Below are 17,126 nucleotides of genomic sequence, written 5' to 3'. Positions count from 1 at the left end.
CGATTCGCCGTCCCACGTGGGTACGGGTCGAGGATCATGCGTTTCGCCGCTGTCCTCGTCGATGAGGCCTTCGGGTGCGGGAGTGAACTGGTCAAGGTCAGGGAAGCTCGGGCCGGCGCTGCTACGGGTGGCGCTGGGTCCAGGGCCGAGAGTGCTCACGCCGCTGCAAGCGACAAGGGTTGCAGCGATTGCGGCAACCAGAAGCGCCGACCCGATCTTCCGCACGTTGGTCTCCTTGGGGCTACTCCTGTTGGATCACGACCACGGGGCCGGTGTCACGGCGAGTGTTCGCGCCCTTGCGGAGCGTGTCTTTCAACTCGTCGGTGATGACAAACCAGGTTGTGCCGATCTTGTATCCGGGGATCAGGCCGTCTCTCAGCCACCCGTAGACACTTTTCGCGGACACTCCAAGCCGTTCTGCTACCTCTGTGGTTCCCAGCGTCGGAGGGCACTGCTCGAATAAGCGGTCGACCGCATCCGGACGATCGCTCATCGTGGGCCCTCCAGCTGACTCCACGCCTCCAGAATACCCATTCCGGCTGATTTGTATAGATTTGGGGTCATTCGGGTTAACCCTTCTATGTTTTGGCAATAGGGGCTTAGGCTTGCCGTATTCGGTGAACCTCACAGTACATAGGGGGCAACATGAGCGACCCGCTCAATCCGTGGCTATCCCGTCCCGCGACGCCTGCTCCGGTGGACGTTCCACTCATCGCGGCCGTACCCGACACGTTTGGTCCGGTTGCCCCGCAGCGCGGCGTTCCGGCTCCGGATCGCGCCGACCAGCTTCCCATAAGCGAACACACGACCTCGGCGCCCCTGTGGATAATCGGCGCGCACGGTGGCGCGGGCGAATCGACGCTTGCATCTCTCGTACCCGGATGGCGATCAGCAGCTCACACCTGGCCACACACCGGAGTCACCCCCACCAGAACGGTCTTGGTTGCACGCTCAGACGCTCGTGGGCTGTGTGCTGCTCAGAACGCCGTCCGACAGTGGGCTGCGGGCCTCGTGCCGTGGGTGGACGTTCTCGGCTTGGTTGTCATGGCTGACACCCCGGGCCGCACACCTCGGCCCCTGCGCGACCTGTTGCAGGTTGTCAGCGGGGGAGTCCCGCGCACCTGGTCGGTGCCGTGGGTCGATGCCTGGCGTGTGGGGGAGCCGCCGGCTTACTCACACGCACCACGCGCAGTCCAGCGACTCGTCGACGAACTGCACGCCATCCTCCAAACCGGTGCCGCTGGTACCTCCAACTGAAAGGCAGCGACATGTCCGTTCTCGACGTGATCCAGACAGCGTCCGACACCGCCGTGAACCTCGCCGGCGTCATCCCCGACCCGGACCCTCAACAGCCCCCGGGCACCGAAGGCGTCACAACAATCCTCGCGTGGCTGAAGTGGATCGGCTACGTCGTCGTCGGCGGCGCCATCATCGTCGGCGGAATCCTCATCGCCGTGAGCTTCCGCCGAGGCGAGGGACACGACGCCCTACCCAAAATCCTTTGGCCGATGGCCGGCGCCATCGTGATCGGCGGTGGTGCCGCTCTGATCGGCATCCTCGCCGGAGTCTGAAAGGAAAGCCGTGATGGCTGAGAACGACGATGCCAAACAGAACCCACTCACCCGCCCCGGCTTCATCGTCGGGGCGGTGGTGGTCGCCGCGCTCATCGTGACGGCCATCGTCCTGACGGTGCTCAACCTGAATCGGGAGGACGATGCCGCGCCGCCAACTCCCGATCCGTCATCCAGCGCCACAAGCAGCGCCGCCCCTTCCCTGGAGCCTTCCGGGGCTGCGGGCGGCGCGAGCATTTGTGGCCTCGAAGGTGTCGACCTGTCGGGCAACGTCACAACGGCTCCCGCCGCCGAGTGGGCGTTCGTTCGCACGGTGGCGTACCCGACGTCTACTGAGTTCGGTCCCGCCGACACCGGCTCGGAAGGCTACCCAATATGCTTCCAGCACTCACCGCACGGGGCCCTCTTTGCGGCCGCGACGGCTCTTGCTGTCCCGGCTGACAGCGCCCTCGTTCAGCCATGGATCGACTACGCGCTGAGCGAGGGAACCTACCGGGACGCGCTCCTCTCTGAGGTAGGCGGCGGCGCGGACTCGTCAGGCGTTCGGCTGCAAGTGGTCGGCTTCCGCGTGCTCTCCTACGACGGAGAGACGGCCCGCGTCGATCTGGCGGTTCGCGGATCGTCGGAGGGAACGACCATCACTGCATCCACGGTCTACGAGCTGATATGGGAGGACGGCGACTGGAAGATCAACGCCAACGTCGCCAACCCGTTCGACTTCGCGACCATCCCCGACACGTCGGGATACATCCCCTGGGGGGCATGACATGGCTTGCGGTATCACCGACCCACTCGCCTGTGTAGGCGATGCCGTCAACAATGCCGTGGGTGACGCCATCGAGAACATGGCGAACGCAGTACTTGAAGCCTTCGGGAAGGCGGTCGCATCCCTCGGCACCCTGTGGGTCAACGTTGGCACGCCGAACCTCACTGGCACCGGGGGCGGTTCGTCGATCGCCGCTGGCACAACCGCTCCAAACTCTGACGGCATCATTCAGGTGCTCGGCTGGGTGACCTGGATTGCGATCGTGTTCGCGGCTATCTCGATCATCCTTCTCGGGGCTCTCATCGCTACGCGCATGCGTAACGGTGAGGGCTTCCAGGCCGCGGGCCGACTCGGGATCGTGCTCGGCGCGATCTTCCTCATCAGTGGCGCAACGGCGTTGGTGACAGGCTTGCTACCGAACGGGCCGCAGGGCGCGGGCGGCACGGTGCTGTTTCTGCAGTCGTCGCTGTGGTGGTACATGGGTGCCGCCGCGGTCGTGTCCGTCATCGTCGGCGGCGTTCGGATGGCGTGGGAACAGCGCGCGGAGCCGGGCAAGGAGACGGTCAAGAGTCTGCTGACTCTGATTGTCGTGGCGGGTGCCGGCGTGACCATCGTCGGGCTGCTCGTATCGGCGTTCGACTCGTTCTCCGTGTGGATTCTCAACGGCGCGCTGAACTGCGACGTGGGCACCGATACGGCGTGTTTCGGGAACAACATCGCGACCCTGCTCGCGCTGACGACGAATCCGGCGACGGGCGGGCTCGGCGCGTTGCTCATCATCATTCTGGGGCTGATCGCGATCCTTGCGACGGCCTTCCAAATCGTGCTGATGATCGCGCGCGGCGGGATGCTCGTCATCCTGACGGGCATCCTTCCGCTGTCCGCGGCGGCCACCAACACCGAAATGGGCAAGAACTGGTTTAAGAAGAACGTCGGGTGGCTGGTCGCGTTCATCCTCTATAAGCCGGCGGCGGCAATCGTCTACGCCGCGGCGTTCCAGCTCGCCGGCACGAACGTGTTCCAAGACGACGGGACAGGCTTCATCGCCGTGCTGACGGGGCTGATCCTGATGGTGCTCGCGCTGTTTGCGATGCCGGCTTTGATGCGGTTCGTGACCCCGCTTGTGGGGGCCATGTCGGCCGGTGCTGGCGGGGCTCTTGGCGTGGCTGCCCTCGCTGCGCTCCCCACGGGTGCTGCGTCGATGGGTCGCCTGGCGACCGGCTCCGGCGGTGGATCGTCGGGCGGTTCCGGCTCCGCGGGCTCCACCGGTTCGACGGGCTCCACCGGCCCGTCTGGCGCGAACGGCGGCGGTCAGTCCGCGCCGCAAGCTGCGCAGGCGTCTAGCGCTGCGGGTGGCGGCACGAAAGGCGCGGCGGCATCGTTCGGTGCGGCCGGTGGCGGCACGGGCGCTGCTGCGGCATCTGCTGGTGGAGGCGCGGCTGCGGGCGGCGCTGCGGCCGGTGGTGGAGCTGCCGCGGGAGCCGCGGCCGGCGCCGCTGGCGGGCCGATCGGTATGGCTGCGGGGGTCGCGCTTGGTGCGGCCAAGCAGGCAGGGCAGGCGGCCACGGGGGCCGCTCGGAACATCGGTGACCAAGCGACAGGTGAAGGGAGCGGGAGCTGATGGCGACCGTAGAGACAAGCCGTAGGGGCGTACGCACTTACGGGAACTGGCGCCAGCCGACCTCGCCCGGCCTTCTCGGGCTCGGGACGGTCGGCACGGGCCTGATGTTCGTTGCATTGCTAATCGTCATCGTCGTGCTGATGACGACAGGCATCATCGAGGCATCCGTGACTGCCGCGGTGTTCGGCGGTCTGATCCTCCTGCTGACCATTCGCGACGGCGACGGGCGCAGCGTGCTCTCACGCACCGCGAATCGGGTCGCGTGGATGTCAACGACGCGTCGACGCGCGAATGTTTACCGCTCCGGCCCGCTTGGTCGTTCCGACTGGGGAACGAACCAGCTTCCGGGCCTCGGTGCCCAGACCCGGCTTTCCGAGCACGAGGACTCGTACGCTCGCCTGTTTGCGATGATCTACTCACCGCACGCTAAGACGTACTCCATCGTCATCGGCACCGAGCCCGACGGCGCGGCGCTCGTCGACCAGGAGCAAGTCGACCTGTGGGTGGCCGACTGGGGCCACTGGCTGCGGAACCTCGGTGATGAGCCGAATATGGAAGCGGCCGCGGTCACGGTCGAGACGGCCCCTGACTCGGGTCGTCGGCTGCGCCGCGAGGTTGAGACGAACACCGACCCCGACGGCCCGGACTTCGCCAAGGCGATGCTGGGCGAGGTTGTGCTGAGTTACCCCGCCGGCTCGTCGACGGTGAAGGCGTATGTCGCACTTACGTTCGCGGCCGCGCCCCGGAAGGGTGCCAAACCGCGCAAGCCCGACGAAATGGCTCGCGAGCTCGCCGCTCGCCTGCCCGGTTTGACGGCGAGCTTGCAAGCGACAGGCGCCGGCGCAGCGCGTCCCCTGTCGGCGCAAGAGCTGTGCGAGACGATCCGGGTCGCCTACGACCCGGCCGCCGCGACGCTCATCGACGACGCGCACGCGAACGGGGAAGTGCCCGATCTGCGGTGGAGCGACGTCGGCCCGACGGCCGCGCAGGCCGGATGGGACGGCTACCGCCACGACTCGGCCACGTCGGTCACATGGGCGATGACTCAGGCTCCCCGCGGGCTCGTGCAGTCGGGCGTCCTCGCCCGGCTGCTGGCTCCGCACCGCGACATTGCCCGCAAGCGCGTCACGCTGCTCTACAAGCCGATTGACCCGGCGCGGGCGGCAACACTCGTGCAGTCGGACGTGCGCGCTGCCGAGTTCAAGGCCACGTCGACCCGCAAGCCCGCGGCACGCGACACCCTCGCGCTGCGGTCGGCTCAGGCAACGGAAGCGGAGGAGGCATCGGGCGCGGGCCTGGTGAACTTCGGCATCCTCGTCACCGCGACCGTGCTCGACCCGGCCAAGGAGGCTGACGCCCGCGCCGCGGTCGACAACCTCGGCGCGACCGCGCGGCTTCGCCTGCGGCCCGTCTACGGATCGCAGGACAGTGCTTTCGCCGCCGCGCTACCGCTGGGCCTCGTGCTGACCAAGCACGTTGCCGTCCCTGCGGCGCTGAGGGAGCGTGTGTGATGACCAATCCCATTCCCGCCGTACCGATGTTCGCGCTCGGTCGCCCTGGGCGCGGCCGCGGCGCGTCTGTCAAGCGACTCATGATTCAACCGCCGCCGACATTCGCCCGGCGGCCCGTCGACACCCGTCGGAAGTTTGCATCATGACCCCTGATCAGATTGCTCTCTCCGTCCTCGGCGGGCTCGTCGTGCTCGTGATCGTCGGTGCTCTGCTGTTCGTGCGCACTGGCCGGAAGGACACGGATGCGGGCTCGTCGACGTCGGCCGGGGCGCTGACCTCTCGCGGGTGGAGCGGCCCCGGCGGCGGCATGTCGAACTTCATCCAGCCGCCCGCCGAGTGGCGCGGCACGACCGTTCAGGTGTGCGGCCTGTGGCCGTACTCGATCGGTGCCGGCACTCCGATGGTCGGTGTCCCGCTGGGGCGGCACATTCACACTGGGGCGACGTTGTGCTGCGACCCGATTTCGTGGTTCCAGCGCGCGAAGCTCATCAGCAACCCGTCGCTGTTCGTGCTCGGCAAGCCGGGCCTCGGGAAGTCGACGGCCGTCGCCCGTATGGCGATCGGCCTCGCCGGTTATGGCGTGCAGCCTCTCGTGTTGGGTGATCTGCGCCCCGACTATGTGGAGGTCATTCGCGCGCTCGGCGGTCAGGTCATCACCCTCGGTCGCGGCCGCGGGTATCTGAACGTGCTCGACCCCGGCGAGGCGAAGGAGGCCGCTCAGCGGCTCGTCGAGGCCGGATTCGAGAAGGAGGCCGGCGAGGTCCTGGAGGACGCTCACGGCCGCCGGCTCGCGATGGTGTCGTCCCTGCTGACGATCCTCCGAAAGTCCGCTCCGACCGACGTCGAGGAATCGATCATCGACCAGGCGCTGCGCTACCTCGATCGTGAGTTCGACGGCATCCCCGTGCTGGCCGACCTCCTCGCCGTCGTGCAGAAGGGGCCGGAGGAGCTGCGCCAGGTGGCCGTCGACCGTGGCGACTGGGGCGAGTATCAGCGGACCACGCGCGGGCTGGAAGCGTCGCTCATCAGCCTCTCCCGCGGTGGGCGCTTGGGCGAAATGTTCTCCAAGCACACCACCAACCCCATGCGGCTCGATCGCCCGGTGGTGTACGACATTTCGGCCATCGGTGAGGCTGAGGGCGATCTGCGTGCGGCGACTCTGCTCGCCTGCTGGTCGAACGGCTTCGCCACGGTGAACATCGCGAACGTTCTCGCGGATGCCGGCCTGGAACCGCGCCGGCACTACTTCGTCATCATGGACGAGCTGTGGCGCGCGCTGCGCGCCGGGAACGGCATCGTCGATCGCGTCGACTTCCTCACTCGCCTGAACCGTCAGGTAGGCGTCGGCACGGCGATGATTTCGCACACGATGGCCGACCTGAGCGCCCTCCCGGAGGAGGACCGTTTGAAGGCGAAGGGCTTCGTGGAGCGCGCCGGCATGGTGATGTGCGGCGGTTTGCCGTACACCGAAATGCCGGAGCTGACGACGGTCATCCCGTTCTCGGAGGCCGAGCAAGAGCTACTGACGGGCTGGCAGGACCCGCCCGCGTGGGATGCCGCGTCGGGTCGCGAGGTCGACCCTCCGGGCCGCGGGAAGTTCCTCGTCAAAGTCGGCACTCGGCCGGGTATCCCGGTCGAGGTTCGCCTGACGGAGGCTGAGCGCTCGATCCGCGACACCAATCAGCGGTGGTACGAACAGTCCCGCACCGGACGCCGCGCGCTGCGTGCGGTGGAGGAGCTGGTCGAGGAGCACGAGGAGAGGGTGTCATGAGCACTCCGAACAACCGCCGCCGCGACCCCGGCGGCTTCGGCGCGGAGACGCTGATGCTCATCGTGGGGATCGGTGGCGTCGTGGCCGCGGTCGTCGTTCTGAACGTGGCGGTGCGCCTCGGGCACCAGCTCGACGGAACCGGCGCCCTGCTGCCCAGCGACCCGTTCGCGTTCACCCTCGGCGTGATCCTCGGTCGGGTGCCGTGGCCGGCATCCGCGACCTGGATCGTCGCGGTGCTCCTGGCGATCGTCCTCGCCCTCGTGGTGCTGGCGATCGTCGGCGTCGTGCGCTACCGGAAGGGCCGTACCCGCGTCGACCGCGCCAGCAGCTACATGGGCCGGGGGAAAGACGTCGAAGGCCTGAGCAAGCGCAACGCGCAGGCCCAAGCGACCCGGCTCGGCGTCACCGGCTCTCTCGGCGTGCCGATCGGCAAGACCCTCGGTCAGATGCCGCTCTACGGCACGTGGGAGGACATGCACATCGACATCTGGGGGCCCCGCACCGGTAAGACGACCTCTCGAGCCGTCCCGGCGATCCTGGACGCCCCCGGGGGTGTTCTCGTGACCTCAAACAAGCGCGACGTCGTCGACGCGACCCGCGACGTGCGCGCGGAGGCCGGCCCGGTCTGGGTGTTCGACCCGCAGGGAATCGCGCTCGAGAACCCTACGTGGTGGTGGAACCCGCTCAGCTACGTCACCGACGAGGTTCGCGCAGCCAAGCTGGCCGACCACTTCGCCTCCGGCTCCCGCGACCCCGGCGCTAAGACGGATGCCTACTTCGACCCCGCCGGGCAGGATCTCCTCGCAGGGCTCCTCCTCGCAGCCGCGCTCGACGCACGCCCGATCACCGACGTCTACACCTGGCTCACCCGCCCCACGGAGGAGGAACCGATCAGCATCCTCCGCCGGCACGGCCACACCCTCACCGCCGACCAGGTACGCGGTGTCATCACCGCCCCGGAAAAGCAGCGCGGCGGCATCTACGGCACCGCGCAGCAGATGGCGTCGTGCCTCACCAACCGCCAGGTGGCCGCCTGGGTGAACCCGCAAGGGCCGTCTGACCTTCGCCCCCAGTTCGACCCCGCCGCATTCGTCCGCGACGGCGGCACCCTGTACTCACTCTCCAAGGAGGGTCGCGGGACCGCCGGCCCGCTCGTCACGGCGCTCACGGTCGCCGTGGTGGAGGCCGCGGAGGAGCTGGCCGCCGGCTCCGCCGGTGGACGCCTGTCGGTGCCTCTCCTGGGCGTTCTTGACGAGGCCGCGAACGTGTGCCGGTGGCGTGAGCTGCCGAACCTCTACAGCCACTACGGTTCGCGCGGAATCGTGCTGATGACCATCCTGCAGTCATGGTCCCAAGGGGTCGACGTGTGGGGAGAGTCGGGGATGCGAAAGCTATGGAGCGCCTCGAACGTCAAGGTCTACGGCGGCGGCGTCTCCGAAGATGCGTTCCTGGAAAGCCTGTCGAAGCTGATCGGTGACTACGACCGTCAGGCGTCGTCAGTGTCCTCCGGCCGGGGTGGGCGCAGCGTGAATCAGCAGCTTCACCGTGAGCGCATCCTGGACGTGGCCGACCTCGCCGCGATGCCGAAGGGTCGCGCCGTGGTGCTCTCCTCCGGGAACCGGCCGACGCTGATCCGCACACAGCCGTGGATGACCGGCCCGCACGCCGAGAAGGTCAAGGCGTCGATCGCAGCTCACGACCCGCAGGCGTCTCGAACGATCATCCAGGCGCAAGAGTCGATGCATAAGGTTGCGATCGCAAACAGTGAGAAGGGCGCAGCCTGATGAGCAACGATTGGGGCGACGAGGAGCCCGGCATCGAGGCGCAGCCATACGAGCTCGACGAGCGCGACGAACCCGGTGGGGAGCTTCCCGAACGGGAGTCCGGCCGGCTGTTCGGCATCGACATCGCCGATGTCGCCAACGCTCTCGCCGGCCCGGCCATTCGCGCCGTAGTGCAGAAGGCCATCACGGGCGCGGTCAAGGACGCTGTGCAGGCCGAAGTCGACGAGGCCCTGGACCCCTCGGTGGTCGAGGAGCTGCACGCGCGGGCGGCCACGGCCGCGCGGCGCGCTGTCACCGCGGCGATGAACGCGCTCGACGAGGAGCCGGCTGACGAGGAGCCGACGCTGTACTACGGCTCCCTCGATGAGTTCGTGCGCGAGTACCTCGTAAAAAACTACCGCCGCCGCGTCGACGGGGAACGTGCCGTATGGGCCGCCGACTGGTGGAACTACCCCGAAGCCACCATCCGCCTCGACGCGCTCTGGCGCGCATGGGAACACCTACGCCTTGACCCCGCCACCGGAGCGAGCGTCTGGCTCCGCGACCACGCCGACCACCACATGAGCGTCCTCCTCGACCCACACGGCCCCTTCGCCGCAGCCGGACTGGGAAAGGACCGCATGAACACCAACGACGACGCAAAGGGTGCGGAGCTGCCGTACACCGCACCTCCGACCGGGCTTTTCTAGCCAACTGACGGGCCAAATCGCCAAGTCACGGGCCTGCGAATCGACCTTTTGGAAAATTTTTCCTGGACATTCGCTGAAAGGACTTCGGACGGCCGGGGTGGTCTGGGTGATTTTGACTCAGCGCGAGTTCGCTGACCCTGAGTGGGCCTGCCTTTACTCAGCATCCTGCGATCGTGACGTCGCAGGAGTCCTACAACGACAACCACCTCCTGCCGCGTGAGGGAGGTTACGCATTTGGAGGCGGCGCGCAATAAGGGGGGTTCCGGAGCGGGCTCACCCGGTGCCGAACCACCTCCTGCCGCGTGAGGGAGGTTACGCATTTGGAGGCGGCGCGCAATGAGGGGGGTTCCGGAGCGGGCTCACCCGGTGCCCGCTCCGGAAGGAGGGTGGTGGCCCGTCCGCCCCTGTCGCGGTCGGGCCACGAGTTGGTCAGCGGTCGGTGGTGCGGGTGTCGCTGTCGAGTTCGATCTGCTCTTTGCGGATGTCGACGTCGACCGTTTCCGTGTCGGTGACGGTTTCGGTGTCTAGCCGCACCCGCTCCACCGGGACGGTTTCTTTGGCGATCACGGGGCGTTCTTCGGTGAGGACGATTTCGTGTTCTTCCTCACTGATGTCCGGCCCGGACAGGGCGTCGGAGGCGTTGGCGTCGGTGATCGGTTCCCGCTCGAGCCGTACTTCTTCCCGGGTGACGGGGACGGTGACGGTCTCGTGCTCGGTGACGACGTATTTCCGGAGCCGGGCGCGACCAGTCTCGACACGTTCTGTACCGACCCGAAGCTGCTCCTCGGACCGGGTCATCGCGTCATCGGTGGTCGGCCCTGACGTGTCATACCCCTCCGCGACGTCGTCGACGTTGCCGGTTTCGGTCGCCGCGGCCGGGCCGGTGACTTCGGTCGGGGAGTGGTCGTGTGAGGAAGCGCCCATGAGACCGTAGTACTCGTACAGTCGGTCTTCTTCTGCGTCGCTGAGCTCGGCGTCGGAGTCGACGCGGGGGGCGTCTTTGACCTGGTCCTTGGAGTAGGGGACCTGCAGGTCCCCGTCCGGGGTTGTTTCGGCGTCGCGGAGGGGAACGAAGGACTCCGAGGTGCCGAACAGACCGGTGACGACGGTGGCCCAGTTGGGGCGTCCGGTGTCGGGGTCGACGTAGATCTGGCCGATCGTGCCGATCTTGTGTCCGTCGGTGTCGGTGACGTTTCCGCCGATGAGGCGGGAAATGTTCTGTTCGCTGATCATGCTGATGCGTGCCTTTCGTGAGGAGAAGGGTGGCGGGGGTAGGCGGGAGGTGGGTTAGCGGCCGAGTCCGACCCGGTCGACCTTGCGGTGGTAGCGCATCCCGGCAAGGCCACCGAGGACCGCGCCGACGAGGGTGATGATCGCGGCGCCGAGGGCGGTGAGGATCCCGGTGGTGGTGGCTGTTTCGGGGGTGACGGGGATGCGGGGGAATCCTTGCAGGGTGGAGAGGATGTCCCACTGGGCTCCAGCGATGGCGGTGATGATGGCCACGACGATGGCGATGATGATCGCCCACAACCACACCGCGATGCCCTGTTTGGCGCCGCTGAAGCGTGCCATCCGGCCGGCGACATACCCGCCGGCGAAGTAGCCGATCAACAGCACCAGCCCGATCACGATCGCGCTTACCACGGTCACGGTGCCGGTGTTCTGCGCTGCGGCGTCCGCGGCTTCGGTGGGGGTGGTCTCGGTGCTCAGGCCGATGGCTCCGCCGATCGCGGCGACGAGGGCGGTCAGGAGCACGGTGGTGCCCATCGCGGTGAGCCACCCGAAAAACGCCGACCCGAACTTGAAGCCGCCGAACTCGGCTTTTTCCCGCTCAAGAACGTCGCTGCGTGCGGTGTGGGTGGTGTCGACGGGGACGGCGGCGCTATCGGAGGTGGCGTCATAGACGGGTGTGCCGGGCGGGCGCCGGTCGGGGGTGTCGTTGCTGCTCATGCGTCGAGGAAAACAGCCCTTGACCGGAACGCGCAGGGCGGTTGCCAACCCCACCGCGACCGCGTACAGTTCCGTCCCGCTTACACCGTAAGCACTGCGATCACCGCAGGAGCGGTTACTGAGTGAGTTCGTGGTTGAGGCGGTCCAGCAGGGCCTCTAACGACACTTCGAATTCGTCGGCGGCGCGGTCCTCGCTGAGGAGTGGGCGAAGGCGCACTACCTCCGGCGCGTCGCTGAGGTCTGTCTGCCCGTCGCGTTCGGGCAGGTCAGCGTCGCCCTCGTCGAGAGGTTCTTCTACGGGCGCGGTCTCGGCGCCGCGGACGGCAGCTTCTAGGAGCAGGTGTCCGAGGAGGAAGCTGCTGAAGGACCGGTACGCGTCCACGGCCTGGGTGTCGGTGAAACCGTGACGCAGCAGCTCGGTGAGGAAGGTGTTAACTACGTCGACACTCCGAAGCGGCGGCCGCAGCCACGGCGCCGCGGGGTGTCGGGTGGCGACCAGGGGAAACGCGCGGGGGTGATCCACGGCGATCTGCCGGACGCGATGGGCGACCAATTGCAAGAACCCTTGCCAGTGCTCGGTGAGCTCGTCATCGAGGTCGGCGGTGAGATCTGCCATCAGCAGACCGACGACACCTTCGAGGAGATCTTCCCGGCCGTGGACGTGCCGGTACAGCGACATCGCCTCCACCCCAAGCTCCCGCGCGAGCGACCGCATCGAGAGCCCTTGCGCGCCAGACCGATCGATCTGCTCCAGCGCCGTGGTGACAATCAGCTCCCGACTCAAACCCTTTCCGGCCGTCTTCGGCGTTGCTGCTTTCCCTGACCGTGCCATACCTCCACTCTCTCCTATCCCGAAACAACGTGGCTCCCCTTGCGCGGGGCGCCCGGAACACCGAACGAGAGGGGACCGGTTGGCGCGTTTGCTAGCGGAGCATGCCTGCACGTGTCAATCCAGGGGGCCGATCCGACCCGGTCCGACATGCTTACGGTGTAAGCCGCACCCGGCGGTGACACCGCGAGAGGCCGCGAACGGCCCTCAGCGGTGGTGTGTGAAGAGAGAGTCTGACAATGAATGTTGTTGAGCCGTTGCAGGATGGACTGGCCGCGGTGGCCCGGTTCGTTCCGCAGTTGTTGTTGTTCCTGATCATCCTGATCGTGGGTCTGATTGTCGCCAAGCTCTTGTCAAAGGGGTTGGAGAAGCTACTGGAAAAGGTCGGGTTTGACCGGGCGGTGGAACGCGGCGGGATCAAGCGTGCGCTGGCGAAGTCGAAGCTGGACGCGTCGGACATCGTGGCGAAGATCGTCTACTACACCCTGGTGCTGTTCGTGCTGCAGTTCGCGTTCGGGGTGTTCGGCCCCAACCCGGTCAGCGACCTGCTGGAAGGGATCATCGCCTTCCTGCCCAAGATCATTGTCGCCATCGTCATCATCGTGATCGCCGCAGCGATCGCGGCCGGCGCGAAGACCCTGATTCAGAACACCCTCAGCGGGCTGTCCTACGGCAAGATCCTCGCCAACATCGTGGCGGTGTTCATCCTGTTCCTCGGTGTCACCGCAGCGTTGAACCAGATCGAGGTCGCCACCACTGTTACCACCCCGATCCTGATCGCCGTGCTCGCGATCATCGCCGGCGTCATCATCGTCGGCGCCGGCGGCGGACTGATCAAGCCCATGCAGCAGCGGTGGGAAGCAATGCTCACCAAAGCTGAGCAGGAAGCCCCCAAGATCAAGCAGGAAGCACAAAACGCCCCCACCGTAGGGGAGCAGGCACAGCAGCTCACCAACCGGGTGCAGTACGCCACCCGCGAGCAGCCGCAGCAGCCCCCGCGTTCCCCTCGCCCCTAGCCCATCCCCGTGGGTCAACCTGGGAGCGGCGCCCATCTGCGGCGCACCGCTCCCGGGTTGAGCGTTCCGGGTGCCGGCGCCCCAAAGAAGGGGTCAGGGCCGACACCTGCTGGAGCGGCGCGTCGAGGACCCGGGACCGCGAGCGGGCGACAGGAAAGGAGGCTTGACGGGATGATCGGTGTCTGGGACCGTCACCATCATTGTCGGAGGAGAGACGAGGATGCACGCTGATGAAGTGACCGTCGACCTTGCCACCGCGAAGGTTTTGATCACGGAACAGTTTCCCCGGTGGGCGCACCTGGAGGTCACCCCGGTGGGTGGTACCGGGACGGTGAATACGATTTACCGCATTGGGGACACCCTCACCGCCCGATTCCCGCGCCAACGCACTGACCTCGCCACAGCGCGGAGAGCAGTTCGGTTGGAGGCGGCGGCGCTGGTGGAGTTCGAAGGGGTGTGTCCGGTCGCGGCGCCCCGCCCCGTGGCGATCGGGCACCCTGCCGCGGGGTATCCGATGCCGTGGATGGTGCAGACCTGGGTGCCCGGCGATGTCGCCACGCCCACCAGTGTCGCGGACTCAGCCGGTATCGCCTTCGATCTCGCCGACCTCATCCAGACCCTGCGCCGAACCCCGGTGAAGGGCCGCACATTCCGTGGCCGGGGGAGGGGTGGAAACCTCGGCGACCACGACACCTGGGTTGCCCACTGCCTCACCCAAACCGACCCCCTGATGGACACCGGAGAAATGCGACAGCTGTGGGAGTACTTCCGTGACCTCCCGCCCAGCCGGCCGCACCTGATGACCCACAGCGACCTCACCCCCTTCAACCTCATCGTCGACCGCGACCGGTTGGCGGGTGTGCTCGATGCTGGCTGGTTCGGACCGGCCGACCCCGCCTTAGACCTCGTCTGCGGGTGGCATCTTTTTGATCACCCCGCCCGCACCGTGTTCCGGGGAGCGTTACAGTCCAGCCCGGTGGAATGGGCCCGCGGCGCCGCCTGGGCATTCATCCAGGCCATCGGGCTGGTCTGGTACTACCGCACCACCAACCCCGCCATGGCCGCCCTCGGTGAAACCACCCTCCACCGCCTCCTCACCGCCCCCGACATCCACCAGGGGTAAGGCGGATCAGATTACCCGGGCTTTGCGTCACATGCCGGGGGCAGATCGGAGGTGACGTCGGGTTGGCTGTTGAGGGGGTTCGGTTTTGCCGGGCTCGGGGAGCAGGCGGAGTCGACCCGTGCTGGCGACGGTCTCGCTGAGAAGTTTCAACCACGCCATGTTGAAGGCGTCGTCGGGGGCTTTGTCGTAGCTGAAATACAGTGATGTGGATTGGGAGATCCATATCGACCCGAACTCACCACCCTTGTTGATCGCGTCGTCGCCATCAACATCCGGCTCGGAGTGCCACTCGTAACTGAAGCTCTCATTGCGGCGCAGTTTGCTCATCACCACCGCCTGCAGATGCCGCAGCGCACGATCGTTGATGCGGATCGCTGGTGCGACCCCGTAAATGAGATGACCCACGTCCTACCCTCCGTCAAACCAAGCCAATGAACCAGCGGACGCAGGCTGACAAGCATGCGAGCTAAACCCTGCGTACGGCGTAAGTCTAGGGGTGGTCCGCGTCCGTGACATCGCCCACGAGAGCGGGGCTCGGGAAGGTCCACCACCCGAAACTCGGCGCCAGGGTCGCGGATCCGGTATTGCGGAGACTATTCGTCGATCGGCTCGTTGCTAAGAAGGATGGTGTCCAAGGAGAGGCTGGGGTAAAGGCGTGCCGCGGCTTGGATGTCACGGTCGATCGCTTCGGCGACCGCACGATCATGGGCGGCAAGCTTTGCGGGGTCAGCGGGGGAGGGCGCGGGAAGCAGCGGATTGTGTGACGGTAACTGGGGGGCGGCGCTGCGTTCGGCGATCCGCTCCAGCAGGACCCTGGCCACCCCGGTGCGGCCCAGGTCGTTGGCGTAGGCGAATGCGTGTTGGAGATGATGATCGATGCCTTGCCAGGGTCGTTCCACCCATCGCAGGTCCATGTCCTGATACACGGTCAGCACGGCGTATAGGACCAGTTGCTCTGTTGCCGCGAAAGCGAATCCCGGTTTGAGGCCGACGTTACTGATCAGGAAGTACCCGCCGGACGGTGAATCCTCCGCCGCGGCAAGGAGAAGATCCCGCCGGGCCACATCTCCGGTGGCAAGGTGACGCAGCCACGCTTGGACGTAGTCGTTGACGTCGAGGTCACCCAACACGTACCGCACTCTGACCCTCCCCGGAAGGGAAACCCCGTCTGACCACCGCGCGCGTCGCGACGTCACAAACCCGCGCCTTCGGGACGTCGTCCAATGGTGTCACGGGCAACACAAACCGTCGACGGGTCTGATGGGAACGATTCTGCTTTCGTTCTGGATTTGGATGAGACCGCGTTGAGAGCTCGAAACCTCCGAGGGTGCGTCAATGCACGAAGGCTTTAAGGGTGATCAGGGCAAGGCCGAGCGTGGCGGTGCCCGCGGCGGTGAGGATCTTGCCGGGGAGGCGGGCGTGGCGTTGCCGGGCGGCCCACCAGCCCAAAAGCGCAAGGGTCCCGACACACGCCCACAGCGCCATGTCGACAGCGGTGTTCTCGGTGGTGCGGAGGACCGCCGCCGTTGCGAGAGTGACAAGGGGGACGATCAGCGCCCACAACAACCCCGCCGATCGCTGCAGCGCTTCCCGCACCGCGAGGCGCCATCCACTGTCACGGTTGCCGACGATCTCGGCATACACGTGGGCGATCCAGAACACCAGCACGGTGCCGGAGGTGCGCAGGATGAGCGCAAGGATCCCTTCGTTGTACAACGAAAACGCCGAGATGACTCCTGCGGTGAGGACGGTTCCGTAGACTGCCTCGGCGTTGATGGCGCGGGACACCCACGGCCATCGACGCAGCGCTGCGTCGACACCATCTAGTTTTTGGGTCACGGTGCACCTCGCGGGTAGGTCTCTGATGGCGTGAGCGTACCCCGGGACCTCGCCTTCCAGGTGTCGGTGCCGGGTATCACATGACCTGAAGCGTGCTTCTGGTGTTTCATGTCGTGCGAGGGGGAGTAATCCTCGCGACGCATCGACAGTACGGTCACCCGACGTGACCCGGTGCGCGGGCAACGGACGCCGATGAGACCTTCACGACATTCGTGGAGGTTTTCTCATGTCCGTCCCGCTCTGGGCGTGGTTCGTCGTCCTCGGCGTGATCGTCGCGATGCTCGTGGTCGATCTCGTCGCCCACCGCAAAGCCCACGTGATCGGCGTCCGCGAGGCCGCGGCCTGGTCGGTCGTCTGGGTGCTGTCCGGCATCACCTTCGGCATCGTCGTCTGGAACTCGTGGGGTGCGGAGTTCGGTCAGCAGTACTTCGCCGGATATGTGATCGAGAAATCCCTCGCCGTCGACAACGTCTTCGTCTGGGCGATCATCTTCGCCGCCTTCGCCGTCCCGCGCGAGTACCAGCACCGGGTGCTCTTCCTCGGTGTCCTCGGCGCCCTCGTCTTCCGCGGGATCTTCATCGCCGCCGGCGCCGCGCTCATCGAGAACTTCTCGTGGATCCTCTACGTCTTCGCCGCGTTCCTCATCCTCACCGGCA

18 protein-coding genes are annotated in these 17,126 nt (G+C 66.7%); 11 read left to right on the top strand and 7 right to left on the bottom strand.

Annotated features, from left to right (window positions below):
* Nucleotides 1–241: 241 nt before the first annotated feature.
* Nucleotides 242–493, bottom strand: coding sequence for a helix-turn-helix domain-containing protein (locus tag MA875_RS16045; RefSeq protein WP_248243259.1), 252 nt, complete (start codon nt 491–493; stop codon nt 242–244).
* A 152-nt stretch (nt 494–645) separates the two neighbouring features.
* On the opposite strand from MA875_RS16045, the gene MA875_RS17945 reads away from it, so the two are divergent.
* The 8 genes from MA875_RS17945 (at nt 646) to MA875_RS17875 (ending at nt 9,713) form a co-directional block, all read left to right on the top strand.
* Nucleotides 646–1,257: a DUF6668 family protein gene (locus tag MA875_RS17945; RefSeq protein WP_372492600.1), complete on the top strand. Its 612-nt coding sequence runs from the start codon at nt 646–648 to the stop codon at nt 1,255–1,257.
* 11 nt (nt 1,258–1,268) lie between these two features.
* Nucleotides 1,269–1,571, top strand: coding sequence for a hypothetical protein (locus MA875_RS16040; RefSeq protein WP_248243258.1), 303 nt, complete (start codon nt 1,269–1,271; stop codon nt 1,569–1,571).
* A 13-nt stretch (nt 1,572–1,584) separates the two neighbouring features.
* The gene (locus MA875_RS16035) at nt 1,585–2,337 is read left to right on the top strand and encodes a DUF8175 domain-containg protein (protein ID WP_248243257.1); all 753 of its coding nucleotides are present in this window, start codon (nt 1,585–1,587) and stop codon (nt 2,335–2,337) included.
* 58 nt (nt 2,338–2,395) lie between these two features.
* Entirely contained in the window at nt 2,396–3,958 is a 1,563-nt protein-coding gene (locus MA875_RS16030; protein WP_248243256.1) for a TrbL/VirB6 family protein, read from the top strand.
* Nucleotides 3,958–5,469, top strand: coding sequence for an SCO6880 family protein (locus MA875_RS16025; protein ID WP_248243255.1), 1,512 nt, complete (start codon nt 3,958–3,960; stop codon nt 5,467–5,469). Before MA875_RS16030 ends, MA875_RS16025 begins: the two co-directional genes overlap by 1 nt.
* Before the next feature lie 142 nt (nt 5,470–5,611).
* The gene (locus MA875_RS16020) at nt 5,612–7,240 is read left to right on the top strand and encodes a putative type IV secretion/conjugal transfer ATPase (RefSeq protein ID WP_248243254.1); all 1,629 of its coding nucleotides are present in this window, start codon (nt 5,612–5,614) and stop codon (nt 7,238–7,240) included.
* On the top strand, nt 7,237–9,024 hold the full coding sequence (locus MA875_RS16015; protein ID WP_248243253.1) for a type IV secretory system conjugative DNA transfer family protein: 1,788 nt from the start codon (nt 7,237–7,239) through the stop codon (nt 9,022–9,024). Before MA875_RS16020 ends, MA875_RS16015 begins: the two co-directional genes overlap by 4 nt.
* The gene (locus MA875_RS17875; RefSeq protein ID WP_308221545.1) at nt 9,024–9,713 is read left to right on the top strand and encodes a DUF4913 domain-containing protein; all 690 of its coding nucleotides are present in this window, start codon (nt 9,024–9,026) and stop codon (nt 9,711–9,713) included. Before MA875_RS16015 ends, MA875_RS17875 begins: the two co-directional genes overlap by 1 nt.
* Before the next feature lie 429 nt (nt 9,714–10,142).
* On the opposite strand, the gene MA875_RS16005 is transcribed toward MA875_RS17875, so the two are convergent.
* The 3 genes from MA875_RS16005 to MA875_RS15995 all read right to left on the bottom strand — a co-directional run bounded on the left by MA875_RS16005 (nt 10,143) and on the right by MA875_RS15995 (nt 12,495).
* Nucleotides 10,143–10,946, bottom strand: coding sequence for a DUF2382 domain-containing protein (locus tag MA875_RS16005; RefSeq protein ID WP_248243252.1), 804 nt, complete (start codon nt 10,944–10,946; stop codon nt 10,143–10,145).
* Nucleotides 10,947–11,000: 54 nt separating this feature from the next.
* Nucleotides 11,001–11,663, bottom strand: coding sequence for a hypothetical protein (locus tag MA875_RS16000; RefSeq protein WP_248243251.1), 663 nt, complete (start codon nt 11,661–11,663; stop codon nt 11,001–11,003).
* Between the two features lie 115 nt (nt 11,664–11,778).
* Nucleotides 11,779–12,495, bottom strand: coding sequence for a TetR/AcrR family transcriptional regulator (locus tag MA875_RS15995; RefSeq protein ID WP_248243250.1), 717 nt, complete (start codon nt 12,493–12,495; stop codon nt 11,779–11,781).
* 236 nt (nt 12,496–12,731) lie between these two features.
* Between MA875_RS15995 and MA875_RS15990 the strand changes: the two genes are divergently transcribed.
* Together MA875_RS15990 and MA875_RS15985 are read left to right on the top strand one after the other, a co-directional pair.
* Nucleotides 12,732–13,508 (top strand): mechanosensitive ion channel family protein, encoded by a 777-nt coding sequence (locus MA875_RS15990; RefSeq protein ID WP_248243249.1) that lies wholly within the window; start codon nt 12,732–12,734, stop codon nt 13,506–13,508.
* Nucleotides 13,509–13,728: 220 nt separating this feature from the next.
* A complete protein-coding gene (locus MA875_RS15985; RefSeq protein WP_248243248.1) occupies nt 13,729–14,631 on the top strand; it encodes a phosphotransferase in 903 nt (300 codons plus the stop codon).
* Between the two features lie 27 nt (nt 14,632–14,658).
* On the opposite strand, the gene MA875_RS15980 is transcribed toward MA875_RS15985, so the two are convergent.
* The 3 genes from MA875_RS15980 to MA875_RS15970 form a co-directional block, all read right to left on the bottom strand.
* A complete protein-coding gene (locus tag MA875_RS15980; RefSeq protein ID WP_248243247.1) occupies nt 14,659–15,036 on the bottom strand; it encodes a DUF7882 family protein in 378 nt (125 codons plus the stop codon).
* Between the two features lie 188 nt (nt 15,037–15,224).
* Entirely contained in the window at nt 15,225–15,761 is a 537-nt protein-coding gene (locus MA875_RS15975; RefSeq protein WP_248243246.1) for a hypothetical protein, read from the bottom strand.
* Between the two features lie 202 nt (nt 15,762–15,963).
* Nucleotides 15,964–16,419 (bottom strand): hypothetical protein, encoded by a 456-nt coding sequence (locus tag MA875_RS15970; RefSeq protein ID WP_248243245.1) that lies wholly within the window; start codon nt 16,417–16,419, stop codon nt 15,964–15,966.
* A 277-nt stretch (nt 16,420–16,696) separates the two neighbouring features.
* Between MA875_RS15970 and MA875_RS15965 the strand changes: the two genes are divergently transcribed.
* Nucleotides 16,697–17,126: TerC family protein (locus MA875_RS15965; protein WP_443677188.1), on the top strand; the 430-nt coding region annotated here is incomplete at its 3' end.

This window comes from Microbacterium kunmingense (assembly GCF_023155745.1).
Taxonomy (GTDB): Bacteria; Actinomycetota; Actinomycetes; order Actinomycetales; family Microbacteriaceae; genus Microbacterium; species Microbacterium kunmingense.
The sequence above is the reverse complement of the archived record's forward strand: the minus strand, read 5'-3'. Positions and strand labels throughout refer to the sequence as shown.

Coding starts and splice junctions, on each gene's coding strand:
- MA875_RS16020 (WP_248243254.1), top strand. CDS start 5,612: ATGACCCCTGATCAGATTGCTCTCTCCGTCCTCGGCGGGCTCGTCGTG.
- MA875_RS16045 (WP_248243259.1), bottom strand. CDS start 493: ATGAGCGATCGTCCGGATGCGGTCGACCGCTTATTCGAGCAGTGCCCT.
- MA875_RS16025 (WP_248243255.1), top strand. CDS start 3,958: ATGGCGACCGTAGAGACAAGCCGTAGGGGCGTACGCACTTACGGGAAC.
- MA875_RS16015 (WP_248243253.1), top strand. CDS start 7,237: ATGAGCACTCCGAACAACCGCCGCCGCGACCCCGGCGGCTTCGGCGCG.
- MA875_RS15985 (WP_248243248.1), top strand. CDS start 13,729: ATGCACGCTGATGAAGTGACCGTCGACCTTGCCACCGCGAAGGTTTTG.
- MA875_RS17875 (WP_308221545.1), top strand. CDS start 9,024: ATGAGCAACGATTGGGGCGACGAGGAGCCCGGCATCGAGGCGCAGCCA.
- MA875_RS15990 (WP_248243249.1), top strand. CDS start 12,732: ATGAATGTTGTTGAGCCGTTGCAGGATGGACTGGCCGCGGTGGCCCGG.
- MA875_RS16035 (WP_248243257.1), top strand. CDS start 1,585: ATGGCTGAGAACGACGATGCCAAACAGAACCCACTCACCCGCCCCGGC.
- MA875_RS16005 (WP_248243252.1), bottom strand. CDS start 10,946: ATGATCAGCGAACAGAACATTTCCCGCCTCATCGGCGGAAACGTCACC.
- MA875_RS17945 (WP_372492600.1), top strand. CDS start 646: ATGAGCGACCCGCTCAATCCGTGGCTATCCCGTCCCGCGACGCCTGCT.
- MA875_RS15995 (WP_248243250.1), bottom strand. CDS start 12,495: ATGGCACGGTCAGGGAAAGCAGCAACGCCGAAGACGGCCGGAAAGGGT.
- MA875_RS16040 (WP_248243258.1), top strand. CDS start 1,269: ATGTCCGTTCTCGACGTGATCCAGACAGCGTCCGACACCGCCGTGAAC.
- MA875_RS16000 (WP_248243251.1), bottom strand. CDS start 11,663: ATGAGCAGCAACGACACCCCCGACCGGCGCCCGCCCGGCACACCCGTC.